Origin of the sequence: Chitinophaga filiformis (genome assembly GCF_021646545.1) — a bacterium.
GTDB lineage: Bacteria > Bacteroidota > Bacteroidia > Chitinophagales > Chitinophagaceae > Chitinophaga > Chitinophaga filiformis_A.
Genome location: NZ_JAKIRP010000002.1, coordinates 128,010 through 153,465, shown reverse-complemented (window position 1 = coordinate 153,465; position 25,456 = coordinate 128,010). Strand labels below are relative to the sequence as shown.

General features: G+C 47.5%; 11 protein-coding genes. All 11 read right to left on the bottom strand.

Annotated elements, in window-relative coordinates; genetic code table 11:
- Window positions 1-13 precede the first annotated feature (13 nt).
- A complete protein-coding gene (locus L3C95_RS07035) occupies window positions 14-8,950 on the bottom strand; it encodes a gliding motility-associated C-terminal domain-containing protein (RefSeq protein ID WP_236386119.1) in 8,937 nt (2,978 codons plus the stop codon).
- 51 nt (window positions 8,951-9,001) lie between these two features.
- Window positions 9,002-10,282 (bottom strand): DUF4302 domain-containing protein, encoded by a 1,281-nt coding sequence (locus L3C95_RS07030; protein ID WP_236386117.1) that lies wholly within the window; start codon window positions 10,280-10,282, stop codon window positions 9,002-9,004.
- Between the two features lie 37 nt (window positions 10,283-10,319).
- On the bottom strand, window positions 10,320-11,231 hold the full coding sequence (locus tag L3C95_RS07025) for a putative zinc-binding metallopeptidase (protein ID WP_236386115.1): 912 nt from the start codon (window positions 11,229-11,231) through the stop codon (window positions 10,320-10,322).
- Between the two features lie 27 nt (window positions 11,232-11,258).
- Window positions 11,259-12,713 carry a RagB/SusD family nutrient uptake outer membrane protein gene (locus L3C95_RS07020; RefSeq protein ID WP_236386114.1) on the bottom strand — a complete coding sequence of 485 codons (1,455 nt, stop codon included), beginning with the start codon at window positions 12,711-12,713 and terminating at the stop codon, window positions 11,259-11,261.
- A gap of 12 nt (window positions 12,714-12,725) precedes the next feature.
- A complete protein-coding gene (locus L3C95_RS07015; RefSeq protein ID WP_236386112.1) occupies window positions 12,726-16,382 on the bottom strand; it encodes a SusC/RagA family TonB-linked outer membrane protein in 3,657 nt (1,218 codons plus the stop codon).
- A 296-nt stretch (window positions 16,383-16,678) separates the two neighbouring features.
- Complete coding sequence (locus tag L3C95_RS07010; RefSeq protein WP_236386110.1) at window positions 16,679-17,692, bottom strand: FecR family protein; 1,014 nt, start codon at window positions 17,690-17,692, stop codon at window positions 16,679-16,681.
- Between the two features lie 206 nt (window positions 17,693-17,898).
- A complete protein-coding gene (locus L3C95_RS07005) occupies window positions 17,899-18,483 on the bottom strand; it encodes an RNA polymerase sigma factor (protein ID WP_236386108.1) in 585 nt (194 codons plus the stop codon).
- A gap of 292 nt (window positions 18,484-18,775) precedes the next feature.
- Window positions 18,776-20,863 carry a T9SS type A sorting domain-containing protein gene (locus tag L3C95_RS07000; protein ID WP_236386106.1) on the bottom strand — a complete coding sequence of 696 codons (2,088 nt, stop codon included), beginning with the start codon at window positions 20,861-20,863 and terminating at the stop codon, window positions 18,776-18,778.
- A 39-nt stretch (window positions 20,864-20,902) separates the two neighbouring features.
- Window positions 20,903-22,072, bottom strand: a complete 1,170-nt coding sequence (locus L3C95_RS06995; RefSeq protein ID WP_236386104.1) for a carbohydrate-binding protein — start codon at window positions 22,070-22,072, stop codon at window positions 20,903-20,905.
- A gap of 81 nt (window positions 22,073-22,153) precedes the next feature.
- Window positions 22,154-23,770, bottom strand: a complete 1,617-nt coding sequence (locus L3C95_RS06990) for a glycosyl hydrolase family 18 protein (RefSeq protein WP_236386103.1) — start codon at window positions 23,768-23,770, stop codon at window positions 22,154-22,156.
- Window positions 23,771-23,928: 158 nt separating this feature from the next.
- Window positions 23,929-25,383: a T9SS type A sorting domain-containing protein gene (locus L3C95_RS06985; RefSeq protein ID WP_236386102.1), complete on the bottom strand. Its 1,455-nt coding sequence runs from the start codon at window positions 25,381-25,383 to the stop codon at window positions 23,929-23,931.
- Between the last annotated feature and the right edge of the window lie 73 nt (window positions 25,384-25,456).

Here is a 25,456-nt window from a genome sequence, read left to right as displayed (position 1 = left end):
ACCATTTTTTATATTACCTCAAGAGGTTGAGCGTACCTTTTCTGTCTACCGAGGTACCATCAGCCAATTTCAGTTTGCAGATGTAGATGTATACACCGGAAGGCTGTGCCTTGCCTTTATAACTACCATCCCATCCGAGGTTCTGACTGTTGGATTCGAATATCTTCTCACCCCACTGGTTGAACACCATGAAATGGAGCTCTCTTACCACTGCACCATATACCTTCCACACATCGTTCAATCCATCTCCGTTTGGTGAGAAGCCTGAAGGGATATATACACCGTCTGGCAATGTTTTACCGGTAACTGACTGGGACACTTTATCCTCGCAACCGGTAGCCTTCACCAGCAGTGTTACTGACTGCTGTGGTTTAAGACCTCTTATTACATGCTCCAGGCCCTGCGCACCGGAAGATGGTGTGATCCAGGTAGCGCCATTGTCTGTAGATACCAGGTAACCCGCCGCTCCGCTGATCTCATTCCAGGTGAAGCGGATCAGATCCACACCTACTGAATCTACTCTGAGCACAGGGGTGGCCAGTTGCGGTAACACCAGTAATACCGCAGGTGTACGCGCCAGACCGGCACAACCACCTTTTGTTGTTTCTACATAGTATACCGCAGCACTTGTAGCGTCTTTTATTTCAAGCGTAGCTCCTGCTTTGATCAATGCACCACCTGTAGCGGCATTGTACCAATTGTAAGAAGCGTTCGGATCAGGGTTCTGTACGGAGAAGGTGGCATCGGTATGTGCACAGATCCTCAGTGTGTCGGCATTGAGCGTAGCTGCTACCGGTTCACTCACTTCGATCGTTTTCACAGTATCGCCTACACAACCATCTTTCGTGATCACCTGCAGTTTTTCGGCATAGCTACCGGCAGCTGCATACTGTTTGGTGATGCTACGGGTATTTGCTGTAGTGCCATCGCCGAATGTCCATTGCCATTTAGTGATCGCTGCATTGTTTTCAGTAACTGCTGTTCCGTTGAATACAGCGATATCGCTGATACATCCGTTGTAACTGATAGAGAAATCAACCAGTGGCGCGGCAATCACCTTTACCGGCAGGTAAGTGGTGATACTGTTATCACAGCTGGCGATATCAGGGTTTGTCACTTTCACAGGGATCTGGTAAGTACCAGGAGCAGTGAAGGTGTAATCAGTAGCGATCTCATATTTGTAGTATGTCTGACCATCAATCACCAGTGTATCCACAGGTACCGGGTTGTTTGTCACCACATCTGTAGCAGGTTGCAGGTTCGCCACCTGGCTCAGTTGCCATGTCAGCGTAGCTGGTACCACTGGCAGCAGCGCAGTGAGGCGGAACGGTGTTTTCGCACAGGTGTAGGCGCTCTTATTGCCTGTTCCGTTGTGTACGTTGGTAATGGCAGGCTGCACATTCAGGTTCCTGATCTGCATGCCTACGTTGTATACATAACTTACGTCCGTACCGAAACCATAAGTAATAGCGGTGAAGGCAGAATCGCTCGTCACAGTGCTCAGGGCATCACCTGCGCTCCAGCGTTTTGTGATCACTACATAGTTTGGTCTGTTCGCGTGATTGTAAGAGTAACTGAATGCATTGCTGCCATCTATTAACAGGGAGTTCAGGCCTTGCTTATGGATAACAAGTGTAATGAAGTTGTACTGAACATTGGCCTCATTGTTACGGTAGAAGGTCGCTTTCTTTATGGCCTGCTCTACCGGTGTGATGTACACCATGTCTACGTCACCTCCCGGTGCATTGTTACAGGAGCCATCGATAGTGAAGTACTGCGCCACAGTTACCGGTTTGTCAGCCACGATATAATCGGCAGTCTTACTTTCAAATTCGTAATAGCTGTTGTTGATCAGGCCAGTCAGCGGTGTGTTGTTCCTTGTCACCACGGTAGCAGGATCTTTCACCAGTACACGGTAGATGTTTGTCATCAGGCGCACAGGATCGGCCATACCGGAAGCTGGCGCTGTCATGAAGGTCTTACCCCACGATTGTACCGGCTGATTTTGCTGCACCACATTATCACCATCACTACCGAATCCACCTGTAGTACCGCCGCAACCGAAAGCGCTGTAACTATTACCGGAGAATACTGCTACCGGATAACATTTACCATTTGTATTCTGTACTGCGCGTACGATACTACCGGAGAGATCATTGCCTTCATCCACATCTTTCATCGCACCCAACACCTGGTACACCTCTCCCCTGTTCAGCGTCACGGTGAACGGCTGGCCAGCGGCATGTCCGCCAACGGTTGCCTGTGATGGCGTGATCTCTACTACTGTACTGTCATTATCAGCAATGATGTAGAACCAGGAGAAGGAATTCGCATCACCAGCCTGGCGGGCTGACATCGGACGGTATTCATATCCGTAGGTACCTACAGGCATCAGCAAGGTGGCGCCGGCAGTCTGTGAGCTGTATTGATGCGCATATGCTGTTATTGGCGCATCGCTCTCGATACTGATACCGTAAGGATATAAGCCTTCACCTGTCAGACGCGCATCGCTCAATCCTGACTTAGGTATCATGTCGGTAGTCAGTGACGTGTTGGCTGGTACCAGGTAATCTTTACCCCATGCGGTACCATTTACTTTCACTACTACGTGTGCGTCTGTTTGTCCGGCTACCAGGTAAAGAGCGAGGTTCTGGTTATTGTTGGTCATGAAAGACCTGTCGTGACCATAAGCCACCCAGAAGCGGGTACCGATATTAGAAGTATCTGCACTGGCAGGACCTGAAGGTTCGAATATCAGGTTACCTCTCAAGCCAGTGAATTTGTCGAGATATTGTAGGGCTGTATCTGCAATGATATTCCTTGCCACATCTACTGTACTGCTATCATTGATGATCCAGGTATTGGCAGCATCTGTTCTGCCCAGGCGGATGTTCTTTTCTCTGTCCAGGTAACCCAGCCAGGAATCTACGTAGAACTGTTCCAGGTTGAATTTGTATGCACCGCCACCAGTTACATCCACGTCTGTGTAGAAGTACATGAAAGGTGTACCCGGAGCCAGGTTTGGCGGTACCACACCGGAGTAACGTTTCAGGGTGATGCCTGTTGGTACGGCGGTATTAGGATCCCAGGTGATCTTCGCTACAGTGTCAGAACCGTAGAGGAACTGCTGGGTGATACCAGGAGCTGGTGTGGCAGGGATAGCCTGCAGTACTGTCGGTTGTGCCGTTGGCAGGAATTCATAAGCGCCCATATCAGGCACACCTGCTGTCAGGGTAACGGGTCTGGTTTGTTTGTTGATATCATGATCGTTGCCTGCTATCTGCACACCACGGCCATGGATGGCCCATACATCCGGGTTGCTCAGTTCAGGTTCCAGTGTAGTTGTATTTGCAAAGGCAGGTTTGTGTACAATGGAACTGATATCCAGGTCAGAAGCAGCGATCCAGTCTGTCAGATTATCATAATCATCACTTGTACCACTTCTTGAGATCAGTACCGGGCCTGTTGTATAATAAGTATTGTAATCGCTGTTAATAAAGTCGCTGTATACATATTCTGCTGCCACACCGCCACCTTCATTGGTGAAGATATTGTTACGCAGTCTGACGTTGCCTTCAGTAGCATTCGTGTGGGAGAAGTATCCCGCTACATTGGCGCCAACTGCTGTGGAAACGTTGTATACAGAGTTGTTATAGTAGTTGATATTATTACCCTGGTTACTGTACAGACCATAAGCTACGGCGCCTGTCGTCTTCACACTGATCACGTTGTTTACAGTAGTGTTGTAAGTAGACGAGTTGTTGGCCAGTGCCCAGATCATGCCGGTGTTGCCTGTCACCGCTGCTATCTTATTCGCTTCTACCAGGCCGGTAGCAGCAGCTGAAGCCTGGCAATCTTGCAGGTTAATACCCCATATTGAACCGCTTGTATTACTGATAGTGATGGTATTGTTGCTTACCCTGTAAGCAGTATCACCATGATACAGCATGATACCGTAAACTGATGCAGCCAGCGGATCTTTGATATCAATCTCGTTCCTTGTCACCACCGGACGGGTCACATTACTGATATGGATACCGCTTGCATACATGCCGCTTACCTTATTGCTGTCTATTATCAGACCACGCACCTGCTCCACATCAGAAAGACCGGAGAAGTGGATCGCGCTGGCGCCATTCTTAATAGTGTTGCCGATGATAGCGATATTACCGCCGATGAAATCTTCTGCAAACACACCTACTGCATCGGTATTATCCACAGTCACAGCAGGCATATTTATATTGTTGTTCAGCAGGCTGTCTTTGATAGCAGTACCGTCAAATACCACTGCGCGTCCGTTAGCAGCGTTGCCGGCAGTAATGGTGATGTTCTTATAGGTAATGTAGCTGGCGCTGTCGAGCTTCAGTACATAGTTATTAGCTGCAGTGCCTGCAAAGGTCAGTGTAACAGAAGCCGGATTACCATTCTGACTGCGGAAGGTTACACGGCTGGTATCTGATGCGCCTGGAATCCGGTGCATGTACACCTGTTCTGTATAAGTACCCGGTACCACGTCAAAGATCACTTCACCGGCAATACCACACTCCATTGCTGCTACCGCTGTTTTGAATGAAGTAAAGTTCCTGTTGCCTGTACCGGTTGGGTTGATAGTGTAGACCCCTTTGATGAGTGGCTGATTCATGTTTACTGAAGCCACTACCGACCATGCAGTATCTGTATTGCTACATACCAGCTGACAACGGAAATAGTTGTTAGTACCCAGTTCTGTTTTAAATGCCGGGATAAATGCTGTGTCGCTGATATTGATCCATGGGCCGGTTGCGGAGTAGGAAGCCTGCCACTGGTAAGTTAGTTTACCGGCCGTTGTATTATCTATCAGATCGAGCGACACCATCGTACCCATACAGATGCCGGAGTTAGGAGTCACGACTGCTTTACCGGCGTTGATAGGCGTCTGGCAAAGCGGCATGCTTATTTCATACGCGCCTACGTCTGGTGTGGTCGCACTTCTTGGCTTACCCAGGATGTCAATAGCAATACCTTCCGGTGTGCCTGTGTTATCCATCTTATAGAACAATGGAGACAGGTTACCACCAACGAGGTCTGTATAGATAGGATCATAGTCTGTTGCAGCAGTATCCTGACCTGTCCCTGTTTTCCAGTCGGCCAGTGTTCTGCGCTCTCCGTTGAAGTCGCCGGTGTAGTTTTCTGTACCGCCGGCTTTTACGAAGTAGTTGTTATACTGGTGGGAAACGGTTCCGCCACTTATCTCTATCGCATGTTTCGGACCGGTGCCTGTACTGGTTACGGTGATATTGTTGTTAGTGAATTTAATATTGTCGCTGGAGTTGATATACGCGCCTGTAGAACCGGTCCATGTCTGATTACTTCCTGCACGGTCAACAGATACAGTATTGTGTGTTACAACGATGTTGCCGGTCCAGCTCACATAGATACCGTAACGGGTACCAGTGCTGTTCATGCTATAGATGATGTTATTCACCACTGTATCCGGCTTTGTCTCCTCAATGTCCAGGTTGTCGAGTGCAATACCATAGTAGGTATAATCATCCACCTGCGGCGTAGCATTCGCTATCTTGTTGCGGGCAATCTTGGCCCAGTCAGCACGTCCGCCGAGCGAGATACCATATACACTCCAGTCGTGGTTCTGACGGGTCGGACGGTCGATGGTATTCTCCGCTATCTGGGTATTGGAGCTGTATCTTACTTTGATACCTGCGCTGTAGTAATCCAATACCTTGTTTCCTATCACCACATTGTTCTTTGTTGCGTTGTTGCTGATACCTGTCAGGGTGATACCATAGTATCCACCGGTAATTTTATTCTTACTGAATACGTTGGCATCACACCAGTTGTTACCTGAGGAGTTATCTGCATCCTGATCAGAAGAGCTCACAACAATACCATTGTACTGGGTGCCTGTTGCATCCGCTTTTACAATGATCTCACACCTGGTAATGGTGTTGCTGTCGGCATGATTGAACAGCTGAACGCCATAACCAAATCCCCCTGTACCAGTTGCATCTATTCTCAGGCTGTCGAAGGTGATATGATCTGCCTTACGCAGTTTGATCACCGCTCTTTCCGCTGTGTTATCACCACTGAAATGGATCGTGTTGCCATTACCGTTGAAAGTAATGGTATTGATGGCGGAAGTACCCGGAATAGAATCCAGTATCAGCTGTTCTTCATAAGTTGTACGGCCGGCTACGACGTCAAAGATCACCGGTCCGCTAATACCGCACAGCATGGCCTCTTTGGCAGCATTGAAGCTGACAAAGTTGGTAGCGCTGGCCGGAGTGTTTTTATCGATCGTATATGTGCCGCCTGGCAATGCATTGTTCACTGTCAGTAACACAGGTGCAGAATAACCCGTAGTTACACCACAGGTCAGTGCCGCTCTGTAATACAGGGTGCTTGTTGCGGTGATGGTGCTGTCAGCGTATTCAGACGGAGCTCCCAGGTTGGTATAAGGACCAGCGGCGGTGGTGGCATACTGCCACTGATAGGTTTGTGACATTCCCATCGTGTTGCCCGTCAGACTTAACACCACCTGGTTACCTGCACACACTACCGGCTTGCTCACCTGTGCAGTACCACCTGTAGGAGGCGTTACGCAGGGAGGAGGTGTGAACTCATATGCTCCGAGGTCGGGCGCACTCACATTACGTGTTGCATTATTGATGTCTATGGCCACATTCACTACTGCACCTCTGTTATTCAGCATGGCGCTGGTAGCAGAATAGTTACCTGCAGCAATATCCTGGTAGAAAGGATTTACCGCGAAGGAGTTTGCATCCTGCTGGCTGGCAGTTTGCCATTCGCTCAAGGTAGGCAGGTTCTTTTCATAGAAGCCGGTGTGCTTGTTTGTTGCCAGTGGATTGATGAAGATGTCGTTCTTATCGGAGATAACATCACTTGTGGGATAAGCAGTACCGAAGTAAATACCGTATTGTGAGATATTCGATGTTCCTGTCAGCGTAATGATGTTATTGATGAATTCCACTCCTGCAGCAGTAGAGCTTTGGTTATATCCAGCTATTCTTGAAGAGGAAGTGTTTGTAGTAGATGTACCATCCATCGAGATGGTATTATGATAGATCCTGACGTTGCTGGAGCCGCTATTATAAATACCATAACGGATACCATTACCATTCAGGCCGTAGATCAGGTTATTGATCACTTCATTTTCCAGGCCGGTTATTGCGTCTACATTTTCCAGGAAGATGCCATAGAAAGCTGAAGTGTTGGTGAGGGCGCCACCGAATGGATTGCTGATGCGGTTACCATCTATTACCACTTTTGTGCTCAGGTCTGTGAGACCAATTGCAGTGAAGGTGGTCACACTGGAACGTGTCCCCCTGCTAAAGGTGTTGTTCTTTATGATGGCATTAAATGCGCCATGTACATAGACACCCCTGTTATAAAACTCGTTGATGGTATTGTTTAATACTTTATTCCGCTGGTTGGCTACTGAGGAGCTACCTACCAGGGTAATGCCGTAATAACCGCCTGTAATGGTGTTATAACTGAAAATATTATCGTCGCAACTGGTATTTCCCCTGCCAACCGGGTCGGTATCGGAAGCACTGACTACGATACCGGCGTAGGAAGAAGAAGTAAGCGTTTGCTGTACAGGAATAATACAACTGTCGATCGTATTGAAGTCTGCATCATTGATCAGCTGAACGCCGAAGCCCCATTGGGAAGAGGTAGTTCCTTTGGGCACTATTTTCAGGTTATTGAAAGTAAAATAATCCGCACCATTCAGTTTGATCACAGCAGACTCTGACTGTTTGGTAGGAAGGTAGGTGATGGTCTGGCCAGCACCGTTGAAGGTGATCGTATTGGTTGCAGAAGCACCACTCACCGCTGTGATGATCAATTGCTCGTCATATATACCGCTGCCTGCTGCTACGTTGAATACAACAGGGCCATCTATGCCACATTTGATATAATCATAAGCAGCATTGAATGAAGTAAAGTTACCGTTACCGGCTGGGGAATTCTTATCAATGGTGAACCAGCCATGAACGAGTGCCGGGCTTACTACCTGTACAGCGGTAGAGTTATCACTGCTGCCGCTGCCGGTACATGTTACCACACAACGGTAGTAAGTGCTCACCGACTGTGTCCTGTTCAGGAAAGCAGTATTAGCACCGGGAATATCTGTCCAGTTGGTATTGTCAGTTGAAGATTGCCATTGGTAGGTCAGTCCTGTAGCGGCAGTATTGCCGGTGAGGCTTAGTGTGAAACTGTTACCGCCGCATACAGTAGTTGCCGTAGTAGCAGTCGTACCTGCTTCCGGCACGCCGGCACATGCAGCAGCCGGTGTATAGTTCAGTATAATATCGGGACGGGTGGTCATTGTACCGGAGTTGCTCGTAGTAGCGGTACCACAGAGGCTACCCAGACCATCACTCCTGTAAGTATGAGAACCATTAAAACTCAGTCCTGTTGTCCATCTTATACTCGGGTTCCCGGTAAATCCATTGCCTCCGTTACACACTTCCACCAACAGGTTGTCCGTACCATTCCAGAAGAACGTGGGTAATACCGGGAAGCTATTTACACCTGTAACCACCTGATAGTTCACAGGGCCAAATACTGCATTACCGGAAGGTTCCCAGGCATTCGCATCCAGGGTGGTCTTCGCGGTAGTGGCGAGCTTAATAGTGTATCCGTCTATAATACTGGCGCTGTTCAGACTATTCACAGTGAACTTCACTGCGTTAATAAACCCTGGCTGCATGCCTGCAGCTATCAGTTCACTGGCCCGGTACAGATACTGTGCCCTGGAACCTTCGTAATAATCCTGTATCGGGCAGGGATATGCCGAGCTGGTATTGGCCCCGCTATTGGACCCGATCGTGATATCTACCTGTGCCGAAAGGCGGAGGACAGACAACAACAGTATGACCAGGTATAAAGAAGCCTTGTATAATACAGAAACAGGCTGATTTTTCATGGCTGTTTGTTTTAAATATTTCTTTCTTGGATGAATGATAGGGTGATGATATTATTGCTGCCAGCTGATCCAGCTACGGGCATCCTTTACATTCACCATATCAAAGGAAGTATTGCCTGTCTGCACGAAGTAGAATCCTTCACTTTCCTGGTATTTGGTAACAATAAGGCTCATAGTAGCAGCTGCGGCGTCGGGAATCTCTCCCCAACCTCCACCGGGATATGCAAAAGTGGTAGTACCATTGGATCTGAATGTGGGCGTAAACGCCGGACCATAGGCATAACCATCCGGTACAATACCGGCGAAGTCATATCCTTCACCATAATTGGGGTAATAGAACATAAAACGGAAACCTGCAATACCGGACACGTTGTAGGCGTCATCTACACCATTGACATGGAACCCTGTCGTAGAAGTCCAGTAAGAACCTGTTGACGCAGCCTGGTTGTACCAGCGTCGCCCTGCGTTCAGATCCAACACCTGTGGTTTAATTACACCGGTGACAACAGCAGTATGCTCACCTGCTTTCATCGTCATTTTTTGTCCGGCGCGATCCCACTTAATATCCGCAAACGATGAAAAGGTAAGCGCGCCATCACGGAAGGGGCTTGAGAATGAGACACCGTTACCATCGAAATAGTAATTGGCCGTAATGGTCTTTACATCATTAGCGTCAGGACGTACGAAAGTGATCTGGCGATACAGCTTGTCAACATAGATATCATACTTGTTGTCACCTACGGTCAGCTGTTTGAAATAAGTAAGGAACCGGGAAATATTATTGAACTCCCAGTTCCGTTTTTTATCGTAATAATCCTGTGCCTCCTGCGAGGTAGCTTTAACGAGAATGGCCTTGCTGCCATTCAGACGTCCTGTAAGTTTTATAGTGTCGCCATAGATACCATCTATCGCAAATTCAAAGTCAGAGAATAATCCTTTTCCATAGTAGCCACCGTTCTGACTGGCATCGGGATCGCACAGCACGTGGATATAGGAGTAAGTGTCAAACAACAGACATGGCTGCTGTAATGACTTCAGACGGAAACTGCTTTTTCTTACAGTAACGGACGACAAAGAGTCGAAGTCTGAAAACATATCCACCCTGTTGGCGGTATCAAATTTGAAATAGAACCCGAATGCTGTATTGGGTAAACCGGAAGGATATACAAGCGCCCGCCACCCGTAGGGAGCACCTGTCAACGCATCATTATATGCTGCCAGCGTTTCATTGATCCTGGTGTCCGGAGATTTATCAAAAACATCGTCATACTTCCGGCAGGAAGCAATTGCAACGATAATCAGTAAAAAATATAATGATAGATTTTTTCTCATAATGAGTTCGAAATTGATCTGGTTGATAAAGCCTTACCTAGTACAGCAGTTGTACGATAGATTTTCTGGTGTTGTCCTGCAGACTGTAGAAATCAATGTTGTAAGCCGCTTTAAAATAGTTTACCACCATCGCTTCTTTCTGTCTTAACCTGTCTTTGGCCTGCGCCTGGGAAGAGCCGTTCACACTGTATCCTTCCGGAATGCTGTTCACGATCCTGTCAAAACCCGCCTTTCCTTCTATCAGCATCATGGAGATCATTTCAACGAAGTCCTCATTTTCGTTTGACATGGCATACGCTGTTACGAAGCCGTCTTTGCGGGCTGTCGTATCAGCGATATTGTTCCAGTTACCGGTATAATAGCCGGCGCAGATCTTCTTGAATTCAGGAGGATACATTTTTGTCTGATGCAAGATGTGGCCAAATTCATGTTCGATGACATGGAAGATCTGTTTCACATTTCCGGTGTCTCTTTTGGTATAACCAGGCATATCTTTGGTACGGAAATCGTTCAGCAGGTACATCACTACTTTACGGCCTCCTTCTGCAGTACCGAGCGTGATGGTACCATTGTCATTCCAGCTGGCGCTGCCTGACAGGATGAAGAACTTAGGGCTGTATTTCTTGAAGAAAATTTCACCTGCGGCATTGATGTAATTATCGATCCACACTTTCTTGATGGCCCTGATAGCAGGGACTACCACTTCTTCGCGGGGTGGCACCAGGGTTTTGGTCACATCAAACTCAAACTGGTCCCATTTGTATTTTACTTCAATGTTGTAAGGAACAGTCATCGTATCGTGCAACCAGGCATCTAAAGATCCCGGAACCCAGGTATCGCCACCCAGGCCCGGGATGTCTTGCACACCACTGAGATCATCATCTCCTTTTGAGCAGGCAGCCAATACCGCCATTGCAAACAGCAAGAAGAATATTTTTATATGTTTCATATTTATGCGTTCTTTTTACGGTTGAGATTATCTGGGATTCAGGGCTATACCGGAGGTAGTGGCCGATAAAGGGATCTGCAACACACGGCGTTTATCGTCTGCCTGCAGTACCATCTGTTCGCCTTTGTCCGTATAATGCGTCACAGGCGCCTTATAGCGCTGAATGTCAAACCAGCGGTGTCCTTCCTGTACGAATTCAGCACGTTTGAGGTCAAGTATGGTCTGTAACAAACCGTTCTTTACATCTGAGATGCCATAGTAGTTCCTGATCTTCGTGGTAGTGATGCGGTGGGTAGAAACGCTGTAATTGGTGATACGTTTGCTGGCAAACAGGTTCAGATCTGCCAGCACATCATTGTTATTACCCAGATAAGCATTAGCCTCTGCCCTGTTGAACAATACTTCTTCTGTAGTGAACAGCGGCACCATTACATAAGGATCACCAATTGTAGCATTTACAGATGCCTTTACGAAGTATTCTGTCAGCTTAGGCACGAAGTAATCTCTGGTGCCATAGTAGTATAATGGATAAGCAAAAGACCCACCTGTTACATTACTGCCCAGTATCTGCTGCTGGATGTTGTAAGTCAGTCCGTATCTGTATTGCGCCACATAACGGCCATACAGTGATTGTGTTTCCACCAGCAGCAGGTTGGCTTTCTCAGAAGCCCTGGCATAAGTATCCCAGATCACTGCGGGGGTCATTGTTTTATAAGTAGTGTTCCAGGGGCGCATATTGCTGGCCAGGTCATTGTTGGGAAATACCTTGTTAGCATACTCCAGTACTTTCTGATAGTCCTTCTTAAAGAGATAGAACCGTGTAGCGAAAGCATAAGTGGCCGACTTATTAAAGTGATAACGTGGCACATCATAGTTATCATCACTGATCAGCGGCATACCCGCCAGCAGATCTTTTTCTATCATGTCATACGTATAAGCCACCGTCTTACGCTCATATTGTTTCATCACCACTTTTTCAGGTTCTGTTACATAAGGAATACCGGGATCACTGGAAGCAGTTGTTGCATCATAGAATTTGGAGAAAAAGGTTACCAGCATAAAATGTGCATATGCCCTGGCCACCAGTGCCTCTCCTTTCTGTGCAGTGTAACGGCTGGTATCGGCCGCTGCCTCACATGCTTTTAATGCGTTATTGGCGGCTGCAATAGCCGTATAACATGCCTGCCAGTAGTATTCGGGAGAATCCTGTTCTGTAGCTGATACATCATTGAAGAAATAAGGGTCCAGGTTAGTCCTGTCGGTCACACCGGCGCCTTTATCTTCCACGTTATCAGTCATCGCTTCTGCAAAAACTATATAGTTGGCCTGCGGATAGGCAGTACCCAGCAGCTGTGATACCTTGGCAGGGGTATCCAGTTCTGTCCAGCTGCTATCCGGAGATTTGTCGAGGTATTTGTTACATCCGGCTATGGTTATCAGACAGCCACTTATGACTGCTACCCTTGTGAAAAATTTCGTCATAACCATGTTTATTTAGAGACCTACTTTTAGTGATAGAGTGAATTGCTTTTGTATAGGCTGGGCTACACCACCTGTGTTGAAGAACTCGGGGTCCTGTCCTCTCAGTTTCTTGTCTGAATAGATCAGCCATGGGTTAATAGCCGCACCGGTCAGTGTGACATTGTTAAGCGCGGTTCTTTTCAACAGCGTAGCGGGCAACTGCCAGGTGAGTGATACTGTTTTCAGACGGATCATATCTCCTTTTGCCACTCTCGCGGTGGAGTAGTTGTAATTGTTGTAAGGATAAGCGCCGCCCAGCATTACCTGCTCCAGTCCGTCGAGGATGGATGGCGTCTGTGTTTCCTTCTCATCTCCCGGCATGATCCAGCGGTCATAGAACTCTTTCGGCATCGCATCCAGATCAGAATATGCTGTCTTGAAAGCAGGATACAGGCGGATCTTGTTACCCCACTGGTAAGTCACGAATATGTTCATGGACAAACCTTTGTAGCGGAAGGTGTTCGAGAATCCACCTGTTGCCGGAGGATCAACCGGTCCCTGGTATACCAGGTGAGATGTGTTCAGGTCCTGCAGGAATACGTCTTTGCTTGTATTACCATGCTGGTTCACAAACTGCGGCGTGCCTGTGTGTGGGTCCAGCCCTTTATATTCGAGAGAGAAAAGACCTCTTACGGGATAACCTTCTTTGTTGCCACCTTCTGCTACCACCAGGTCAAAGATCCTGGGGATGTTCTTGGCATTGGTGATCTTGTTGGTGTTGTAACCGAATGTTACATTGGTTTTCCAGCCCCAATCCTTCTTCTTGATCACATCACCACCTACCAGCACTTCCACACCTTTTGAGTTCATGTCGGCATAGTTGGCTGCTTTAAAAGTTTCACCACCGATACCGGAAGTTTTGATGATGCTGATCAGGTCAAAGCTTTTACGGCTGTACGCATCGATCGTGAAATTGAGCCTTCTGTTGAACAGTGTACCATCCAGACCGATATTGGTCGTGTATAGCTTTTCCCAGGTCAGGTCATCATTCTGCAGGTGAGCGATCTTGATCACTGACTCCACTTCATCGAGATGTGTTCTCTTGCTGTTAATTGTCTGGAATACGATGTTAGAGTTAGTAGCAGGTCCCATGCTGGCGGTCAGTCCGTAGCTGGCCCTGAGCGCCAGGTAATCTACCCAACCCAGGTCCTGAATGAAGGCTTCCCTGTCAACGTTCCAGGAAGCCGATACGCTCCAGGTGGGCAGCCAGCGTGCTGTGCTCGACCTTCCCAGTCTGTTGGAGCCATCATAGCGGGTCGTACCTGTCAGGTTATATTTATTGTTGTAAGCATAGGTAGCAGTGGCGTAGAAGGCAGCAAAGCGGTCATAGTCCTTGCTCATGCCGTAGTAAGGAAAACTGCTCTCGATAGTTTGCTTCAGGATCCGGTAGTCTGTAAAAGGTACACCGCCATTATTGTACTGGTAACCGTAACCGGTGTTGGATGAATTCTGGCGGTCTGCATATTTTACCTGCTGTCCTATCATGGCTGTCAGGCTGTGACGATCGCCGATAGTAGCATTATAGTTTAAGCTGTTGCGGAAGTCGAAGTTGATGAGCTGATCTTCTGTGCGGTTGTAGAAACCACCATAAGGCAGCACGATGACCGGTAATGCGTCCGGATTGGCAGGATCGCGGTAAAGGAACTTATTGTTCTCTGCGATGGTGGCATTGTCGGCAGCGCGATAAGCATTGGCCATGTTACTGTTCTCGGTGATCTGGTGTTCACGGGAAGACTTTACATAGCGCAGGGCGCCTACAAATTCATAACGTAAGTTCTTAGCCAACTTCCAGGAGAAGTCGCCCTGGAGACGGAGGTCCATCATACTCAGGTTCAGGTAATTGTTGGCCGATTCATTGATGATATTGAAGGGCGCATAATTCCTCCTGAAATATTCCAGTTCACCATGCTCGTCGTAGGCTGTTAAGGTACGGCTGGTATTCAGGGCATAGCTGAATGGATTGATGTCAAAATCGCGGTCATACTGGCCTTCTACCGGGTTGCTGGTACGGGTGAGTGCACCGGGCGCTCTTTGCTGACGTGCAGAACCGAGTACAGAGAAACCTGTGCTGACCCTGTCAGAGAGCTTATAGTTGTTACGGAAATTGAGTGTGTAACGGCTTACTTTATCGGCAACGGTCCAGCCATTATCATGGTAATAGCTGGTTGAGAAGTAAGACTGACTTTTATCTGTACCGGAAGATATGCTGAGGGAATGTTCCTGGATAAAGCTGGTCTTAAAGAGAATATCAAACCAGTCTGTATTGGCGGAAGCGTATCGCAGCAGGAACTGACGTTTGGCAGCGGGTGTATTTTCCAGCGGGAAATTTCCGTTGTCATCCGCATTCAGCATTTCATACATCTTACCATACACGCCTATATCTCCACGGGAGAGAATATCGGAAGTGAGCATGCCCTTCCGCTCCAGCTCTGCCAGTACTGACATCTGCTGGGCGGAGTTCATGATATTATAATTGCTATAGTTAGGCTTCAGCTGTGTGCTGTAGTTGCCGCTGTAGGTAACAACCGGTTTAGCGCCGGCGCGTCCTTTTTTGGTCGTGATCACCACTACACCGTTCATGGCGCGTGCACCATACAGTGCGGTAGCTGCCGCATCCTTGAGGATGTCGAAGCTTTCGATATCGTTCGGGTTCAGGCCCGCCACTGCAGAGCCGAGCAAGGTGGTAGGGTCGCCGCTGGACAGCTGGTCGTTAGAGATATTCACTACATCTTCCAGCACCACGTTATCTACTACCCACAATGGTTTGTTATCGCCATTGATAGAGGTAGCGCCACGTACGCGGATCTTCGGAGCGGTACCGAATGTGCTGGACACGTTCTGAATGGCTACACCGGCCACACGCCCTTCCAGCATGCGGCTTACATCTGCCATACCGTCAATCTTCGCTTCATCCATTTTAATACGGGCGGAGGCGCCGGTGAATTTGCTCTTATCGATATCCTGGAAACCTGTTACCACTACTTCCTGCAGTTTGGTTGTTTTCTCCTGCAGCTGTACATTGATGACACCACTCTTATAAGCTGCAACACTTATTTCCTGCTGCTGGTAACCGGTAAGGTTAAATACCAGTATAGCGTCGGCCGGAACGTTCTTCAGTTCGAAAGCACCTTTATCATTGGTGGTGGTACCACGGGTAGTGCCTTTAATGAGGATGGCTACGCCGGGCAGGGCTTCATTCTTAGGAGACATCACTGTACCTTTTACGTCCTGTGTGCGCTGGCTTACCTGCCGGTCGTTTTCCGGAACGGTCAGGTTGTCCATTTTTTTTTCAACGGGCCGGATCACGATGCGGTCATAAAGGACCGTATAGGATAGTGACAAGGGCTTCAGCAATTTCTTCAACAGATCGCCCACTTTTTCATTGCGTGCGCTGACATCTACTTTGTTGGCTACTATTATCTTGTTGCCTGCATAGATGAAAGATACTTCTGCGAGGTTTCCGATCTTGTCCAGTGCTTCTTTCAATAACACATTCTTCAATTCCAGTGATATCTTTTTGTCGAGGGCATCCTGTATTCCTGAAGCAGCTGCCGGCACTGTGATGGTTTGTAGCAACACGAGTAGTGCGAGCGTTATCAGGTGAAGGGATAGGGTCGCCTTTTTGAGCATCGGTTATGATTTGATTTTGGTTCAGTTCGGGAAATAGAGATCCCATTACCGGTCCTTGCGAGACCAGGGCAATAGGGCACCAGCTGCGGTGCAGTACATGTTTTTTTACTGAGTTAACTTTATAGGATATAGTTAACCGGATGGCGTTCTTTCCTGAGTCGTCATAAGTCGATTTAGTTTGGTTGTGTGCAATATTTATAAACTGGTCAAAAACAAGCTGGCTAGCATACTTTGGGTATGCTCAGTACATTTACTTAAGGTATCAGGCAGGTTAACTGTTAGTTGTGTCTTTTTGTCTAATGACAGTTACCTCCGGCAATTACATAGCCGTTTCCATTTTTATCCTTATTGATTTTGGCGTTCAGCGACACTGCGATCAGATCGAGTGCCTTCTCCAGGTCATCCACAATGTTTACATCTCCGTAAAATGCACAGTGTTGTATCCTTCCGTCTACTTTAATTTCTATATTGTAATACCTTTCCAGGTCGTTTACTACTTTTATTATTTCCTCTCCATCGTAAATAAACCGTCCCTGCTGCTTCTGCGAATAAAACCTTGCATCGTCGGTGGCGTCAGACATTTCCAGCAAATGCGTGTTACTGTTATATACCGCTCTTTTGTTGGCAGTGAGGATCACCTCTTTATCTTTCTGATCTTCTTCTCCTTTTGCTTCAACCTGTACCATGCCTGTCAGTACTACTACTCTTGCCTCTGTTACGTTCTTTGCTTCCATATTAAAGGAAGTACCCAGTACTTTAGTGCTGATCAGCGATGAAGCAACTATAAAAGGGAGTTTATCATCTTTTTGTACTTTGAACAGCGCTTCTCCTGTAAGCGTTACATTACGTTCTTTTCTTCCATAGTTGCCGGTATACTTCAAAGTTGTTCCCGGTTCCAGGTAAGCGACCGAACCATCAGGCAATGTCACTGTTTTCCGTTGTGTCCCGGATGTAACTGAAAGCTGTTTTACGGGTTTTCTGAGCAGGCCCAGGATGCCTGCCCCTGCTATCAGGATAATGATAGCAGCAACGGCTACTTTCCAGCGACTGAAGCTGATCCTTCTCACAACAGGTTCCGGTTGCCTGCGGGCGCTGATGCGCTGATGGATCTTTTCCAGTATACGCTCTGAGTGTTCTCTTTCCAGGACAGGATCTGTGTTGAGCAGGTCAGCATCATAAGCTTCTGCTGCAACTTCCTGCAGGTCTGTAAGATCGTTTTCATTCAAATACTGCAGCAGCCAATCCCGGTCTTCCTGTTTCCACTCCTTTTGATGCAACAGTTGCTTGAGGTATTCCTTCCTGTTCTGCACTATTTTGATGATTATTTACCCTAAATACGGCGACCCACAGGATGTGGGTGGGTGCGTTTACGAGAAATATTACATATTCTTATTTATAATGTGTCTTACTCTACTCTGGTTGGTTTCTCCATATATATTTAATTATATAACGGTCCTGCCACTGGTTCTATGGCATTTACATTCTCTGTCAATGACAGTCCATTATGGTTTACGAACTAATTTTTCATGAACAGCAGGAGCAGCAGCACATATTTGTGTTCCTTGTTCTTCTGTACGTACTCATTGATCCGGGTCATCGCTATAGATAAATGTTCCTTAACGGTGTTCCTTGAAATTTTCAGTTCTTCCGCTACTTCATCGTATGTTTTGCCTTCGAGTTTACATAAAGTAACAATCTTCTGTTTCTTGGGAGAAAGCTGGGAAATGGCATCTTCCAGTAAACGATATTGTTCTTCATAGGCAGCCGGATTGTCCTCCCAATTGCTGCCTTCAATATTCAGGTTATATAATTCTTTGTGAAAAGTATGTTCGCGCAGTTTCTTCCGGACGTAGTCCACCGAGAGGTTAAAGCTGATCACAAACAACCATCCGGCAACGGATTGGCCGGCATTAATGTCCTTTCTCTTTTCCCACAGGCGGGCATAGACTTCCTGCAAAATATCTTCTGTTGCAATGGGTTCCTTAACAAACTTGAAAATATTTCGATAGACTGCCTGGTGATATTTCCAGTACAGGGCATCAAAGGCGCTTACATCATCTTCTATTAATCTTACTACTAACTCGGCATCTTGTGTATTCATATCACGTCGTTTATATAATTCGTACTTCCCAATACAAATTATACGGCAGTTTTAATGGCTCCGGGTTTTCATTACAATGTTAAATCTCCATCTTTTCGACATATAAAATAGTAACAATTCTTTTTATTATGCACTATTTTATAACAAAAAATTAAATTAAAAGTATTTGGAATGTATTTACTACTGTAGAAAAGGGGAAAACAAAAAAAGCAAAAAACAGGAGTTACCACATTTAGTAGGTGGTAATCCTGTTTTTTGCTTTTTTACACAATCCCGGCAAGCAGGAAAGTCACTATTGCTTGATGATCTTCCTTATTTCAGTATCCTTACCGTTGAAGATCTTAATCAGGTATACGCCTTTGCTTACGCCTGAGAGGTCTATCTTCTCACCGTTCACAATACGTTTGGCCGGCAGTACTGTTTTACCATCCAGCGCAAACACAGTTACGTACAGGAATCCTTCCTTCGTAGTGGCGGTAGTTCTCACCACTACATCATTTACAAACGGATTCGGCAGTACGTTCAGGGTAGTACCCAATTTGCTTTCAGCTGCTGCTGAACTTACCTTCTCGATATACTGCAGTGCACCAGTAGTACGTGCTGCTGCTTTAGCGGTAGAAGGCTGGATCACGATGGAAGAAGTCCAGTCGTTGAGGTTCAGCGGTGCGCCATTGAGCGACAGGTCTACCAGGCAGGAGAAGTCTCCTCTGAACAGGTATGCCTCGCCACCGAAGTTATCATCCTTGTAGAGGATCGCTTCATAACCGCCGGCTACCTTCAGGGAAGAGATATCATCGTTCACTACACCTCTTGCCTGCAGCTGCGATAATGTATAGCTACCTACCGGTAATGCAACAGCGTAACCACCATAGTTACAATCTTTGTAAACGGTAGCTGCTGTTGTTGCAGAAGAAGCGATGGTACCGGTAATAGCATAGCTACCCAGGGAACCATAGTTGGAATAACCGGTATTGGCCGGATTCAGATAACCTGTGCCCGTTACAGATACGTAATAGGTACCTGCGCCCACTGTTGTACTGATAGATGCAGACAAACCTGTCGGGTTGCCGGTAGCCACTACGCCGCCGCTGCTGTTATATAAGGTAGCGAGGATATCCAGGTTAGGATGACGGGTAGGTGTTGCAAAGTTCAGCGACACTGCACCACCACCGGTAGTAAAGCTGTAAAAATCCACATCACCGGTACGCTCGATCACACCGTTGGTATTTACTGTGCCACCGCTCACATTCAATACAGCTGCGGCACCGGTAGATCCACCTGCATCATCTGTTCTGTAACCAACACCATAAGTGCTGCTGGCAATCTTTGCCAGGTCGTCTTCCAGCTGGTTGGCACTGGTGTACTCACCTTTACTCCACTGTACGATTGGCTCATAATAACCTACACCCATGATAGGCGCCCAGTCGCCATGACCTGCATAGTAACCTTCTGAAGGGCTGGTACGGCCGTCGTGACCAAGACCGAAAGTATGACCTACTTCATGAGAGGCTGCATCACCAGCGCCTTTTACGCCACCATTGAATACCCAGCAAGGAGTTTCATTACCCCAGTTGAAAGAACCCACGTAGGCAACACCACCAGCTCCGGGAGCAGCAGTATTGGTCGGTGTGAAGATGCAACGCATTCTCCTGTTGGCAGGATATGTATTGTACACGGCTTCACTGTTGGTCACATTCAGTCTGAAAGGACGGAAATCTTCACTCACCAGCTCCCACACTTCCTGCTGCTGCGCTTCTGTCAGTGTTGTAGGCGCTGCATTGATAGGATTACCGTTGTTCCATAATGTACCTGATACGTACTGCCCGTCAAAGTCCAGCAATACCACACCATTCGCTCCCGGAAGACTTTGCAGCTCCGGCAGGGCCAGAGCGCCCAGCACACTGGTATTGGCAGGTGCTATCCTTCCGGCGGTTTCTCCATCTGGTGCTTTGTTATAATCAATACATAAAAGCGAATCGAGGTGTACCTCTTTTACATAGGCCGTGCCTGTTTTATCTGTATAATATTTGTAACCTTTTTTGCTGCTGCGCAGGATGATATTTCCTGTTACCTCTCCATCCTTTACCTGCAGGTAGAAGGAAGAACCTGGTGTGTTCTCTATCTCACCGATCACGGCTTCCATGTTTTTACCATCTGTATGGCGGGCGTTCACTTTACCTGTCAGGACAGCACCTGCGCCTATTTTCAATTCTGTAGCGCTTACCAGTCTTGCATGTGGCTTTTGTGCCTGCGAGCGGATATCCTGCAGGATACCGGCAGGACTGCCCAGACGATAAGGCTCTTTTTGTTGTGCGTTTGTAATGGAAGCCGCCAGCAATGCCAGTGACGTTCCTGCTATATATTTTAACATTTTGCTCATAGGGTAAACTGTTTTACGTTTTTTAATAAAGGATGTGGTTTACAATTTGGTGATGCGGAACCAGTTAATGTTCCATCCACCGGATTGGGCGAAGATGCCGAAGTTGTAAGTACCGGCGTTGATAGTAACGTTGTGTGAAACGGTGGTCCAGTTCTGCCATCCCCCTGTGGAAGGAATGTCAACGTAACCGAGCACGTTAGCGCCAGCATTTACATCGAGCGACAAACGGCCGCCGCCATTCTGGCTGGCTACACGGTATTCTACCCTGTAAGTGCCGGTAGTAGGAATAGTAACAGCGGGATACGCCATCCAGTCGCCTGTTTCAATGTACCCTACGTTTGAACCGCCACCTGCATCAGTGGTAGCTTCCACCTGTACACCAGACATAGCGCTGTAAGACTCTGCCTGGATGGTAGTGGAGAAGCCCGGATTGGTGCCGCCACCGTTCTGGTATACTCTTACATAATCCACATACATTTTAGCCGGCAACGCACCATTGTTCACGGTAAAGCCAGGCCAGTTACCACCGATCGCAAAGTTGAGCAGGATAAAGAAATCGCGATGGAACTCTTCTGTACTGCCTACATTGTTGGCAATGTTGATCACGTTGTACTGTACGCCGTCTACAAACCATTTAATGGCATTGGCATCCCACTCAACGGTATAGACATGGTACCCGGTCACATTCACCGGCGTAGTGCTTCCATAGGAAGCATGGAGGCCATTGGTGCCTGTCCAGTGTACAGTTCCATTTACTTCTGCATTTGTGTTCACATGTTCCATGATATCTATTTCTCCGCAGGACGGCCATCCGATCTGGGCGATGTTGCTACCCAGCATCCAGAATGCAGGCCATGAGCCCTGGAAAGAAGGTATGGCAATACGTGCCTCTATCTTGCCGTATGTCCATGATTTTCTGCCCTGGGTTTTCATACGGGCAGAGGTGTAGTTCATGCCACCAAAGCTCTCCTGTTTGGCAGTGATCACAAGCTGGCCATTTTCAATTGAAGCGTTTTCCTGACGATAGTACTGTAATTCATTGTTGCCCCATCCGCCGGAACCGGTACCGGTTTCGAATACCCAATCGGGGCCTATACTGTTCGTAAATTCGTCCTGCCAGACCAGCTGCCAGTTCTGGGCTGATGCGGCGCTCCCTGCAAGCGCCAGACCAGCGGTTAACATGAGGGACAATTTTAGTGATCTCATCATAAAAGGGTTTTGTTTTTAAATGGTTAATAAAAGGGACTGTGTAAAAAGGGAAACACTCTCTGCCGGAGACTACAGTTTATATTATCTCTTCACGAATTTCTGGGTCACTTTCTTATCACCTTTCGTATATACCAGCAGGTATGTACCGGAAGGAAGACCATCTACGCTGATGTTGCTGACACCACCTTTGGCGTTCAGCACCTGTTTACCGTTCAGGTCATAGATAGTGATAATACCACCTGGCTGGTTAAAGTCACCTTTCAGGTTCAGTGAAGTAGCAACCGGGTTCGGATATAATAAAGGCGCTTTTTCAGCCACTTTATTTTCGAATACCACGTCTTTCGGATTTGTTGCAGCTACAGTAGCAGCAGCAGCAGTAGATACTTTTGTAATACGGAACCAGTTAATGTTCCAGCCACCTGCCTGTGCATAGATCCCTACAGAATAAGTACCTGCAGTAGCCACATTCACGTTGTGTGAAATAGTGGTCCAGGTCTGCCATCCACCGGTAGCAGGTACGTTCAGGTAACCCAGTACAATAGAACCTGAATTAAGGTCGAGTGATAACTGACCACCAGTGCTCTGGCTGGCTACCCTGTACTCTACCTTGTAAGTACCGGAAGTCGGGAAGTTAATGCTGGAATATGCCATCCAGTCGCCGGTTTCGATGTAACCTACGTTAGATCCACCACCTTCATCGGTGCAGGCTTCCGTTTGTACACCTGACATAGAACTATAGCTTTCTGCCTGGATCACTGAACCGGGCTGAGGATTCGTACCACCACCACGGTCAATTTTCACCTGGTAGATAGCACTCAGCAGCGAGTTAGCGTTGTTAACATCCTGAGACAGTTCCCACATCATGATACCACCGCCCTGATCGAATGCCAGGTTGGTTTTAGCTTTGATGGTAGGAATACCATTGTAATAGTCACTTCCGAAATAATCGGAATTTGGGCTGGCGCCCTGTGACAACAATGTTGCATAGCTGTTCCATGATGGACGGGCATAGAAAGGCACACCTAATATAGCTTTTGCCTTAGGCAGACCCCTGCCAACCCAGTAAGACAGCGACTGAGATGCATAATTGTAGGTAGAGTGTTCGTAATTATTATAATCATAAGCCATGAGGTTAAGGAAATCAACTACATTGAATACTCCGTTCAGGATGCTGGCGCCACCGGTACCAACAACTGCTGCTGTCAGCAGTTTTCCCTGGTTGTGAAGCGCAGTTGACAACTGCTGCATCAATAACAGGTAGTTATTTGCAGATGCACCAGCGTCCGGATATTCCCAGTCGATGTCCACACCATCCAGCCCGTATTGGTTTACGAAACTCATCATGGTATTAACGAAATTGGTACGATAGGTGGCATTTGCAGCAAGTGCTTCAAACGCGCCATCGTTACCATTGTTCCAACCACCCACTGCTATCAGCACTTTCACGCCATTGGCATGAGCGCTGCTAACCAGGCTGGATAATTTGGAAGGATTTTCGATGGCCTGGAGGCCACCTGTAGAAGTTGGTAATGCGAAAGAGTAGTTAATGTGCGTCAGTTTGCTGTACTGAATGGCACTCACACTGCCCGACCAGGAAGGCATATAGCCTACTACCTTGAATTGGGCAAATGTCTGTACGGAGATAAACGCACCTGCTGCCAGCAGCAGACACGCCTTGATCCATTTCGTTGTTTTCATGCTTTGTGTTTTGAGGGATAAAAAATAAGCCGGTCATGAACCGTGCATGCCATATTACAAGTTCCACTATTGCCTCCGGACAGAGATGTGTTTCCCTTTATACGCTCATGTACAAGAAGTGTAAAGCAGAACTTGTAATCAGGATATATTTCAAATGGTTATTGCTTAATAAACTGCCGGGACACCTTGTTGCCGCTCCTGTTAAATACAAGCGTATATACGCCCGGCCGCAGCCTGGAAAGATCCAGCCTGTTATTGGTATTCCTGAACGAGAGGACCGCTCTTCCTGTCATGTCAAATACCTGCATGAATACGCCGGTTAGGTCCTCATCTGCGGCCAGTATCAACTGACTGTTCGCAGGATTAGGATAAAGGATAAATCCTTTTACTAACGGCGCCGAAGGAATGCTGGTCTTCTGTACTGCATTATCAGCAGTTCGTGCACCGGAACCGGCACGGATGATCAGGGAGCTTGCCAGGTCGTTCCAGCCTTCATCTACGAGGCAGTCATTACTGGCTGTAAGCGCGAGGGAATTGCCACCAAAGTTATCGTTTACGTAGAGGCGTGTACTATATCCGCTGTTTACATTTACTGATGAAATTTCATCGTTCCTGATGCCAAAGGAAAGCAGTCTGGCAAGAGTATAATCGCCTGTCGGCAAACTGATTGCCAGTCCGCCGTAATTGCAATCCCTGTAAAACGTAGCAGCAGCCGTATTGAGGGTACCACCGCCAAATACGTTCCTGATAGCGGTTGCATAAGCTGCGGTTTGTGTACTGTTATCAATATCATCATACAGCCACATAAAACCGCCCTTGATACGTGCACTGCACGTATTCTTCCAGGTGGTCAGCTGGCTTTGTACCTGTGCGGTTGTTTTCTCTGCATCCCACAAACCGGCATACACCGGTATTGTACCGAAGTTCCAGTTGCAGGGAGAATTGTTGCGGCCACCGGAATAACACTGGAGGTCTATCCTGTCAACCGTTCCGGGGCGCTGGTTATTGGTATTGGTAGCTACGCTTGTCCAGAAACCGGAATTGGTATAGGGCACCAGGCTGACTTTAAAACCCAGATTGCCCAGCATGACTGCCAGCGCGGTAGCCGAACTTACGTCGTACGCACTTTCATCATCAAAGCCTATCGCATCCACCATCGGGAAGGTATTCCGCAATGCATGGAAGTTACGGTACAGGATACTGCTGCTACCTGTACCCTGCGCAGCAATGAGATTTTTTATGTTGGTAAAGGTAGAAGATCCCCAGGCGCTGAGACAGAACTCCAGCCTGTTGATGGTAGTGGGCGCAGACTTCAGCCGCGCCATGTCATCCACAAAATTGGGATAGGAACTGCCCCCAACATAGGCGCCATTCTGCACCAGGGGGAATTCAGCATTGAAGTTAAAGTTGCCGCTGGCATCAATGTGAATGGTCCACACCACTACATAGGTGTATCCTGAATTTCTCAGTTCATTGATAGCATAACTGCGGTTCTTGTAAATGGGGCCGCCTCCGTAAATACCTGATTGCGCCAGCACCGTTAGGTGGCCGGCTGCAATCAGGACAGGAATAATAAAGCTCTTAATACATAAATGTGTAAAATTTTTAATCATACCTATGGAATTTTAGCATCAGCGATAAATTATTTCGAGGGAAGTGAAGGGGCCTTATGGCCGGCTCCACAGA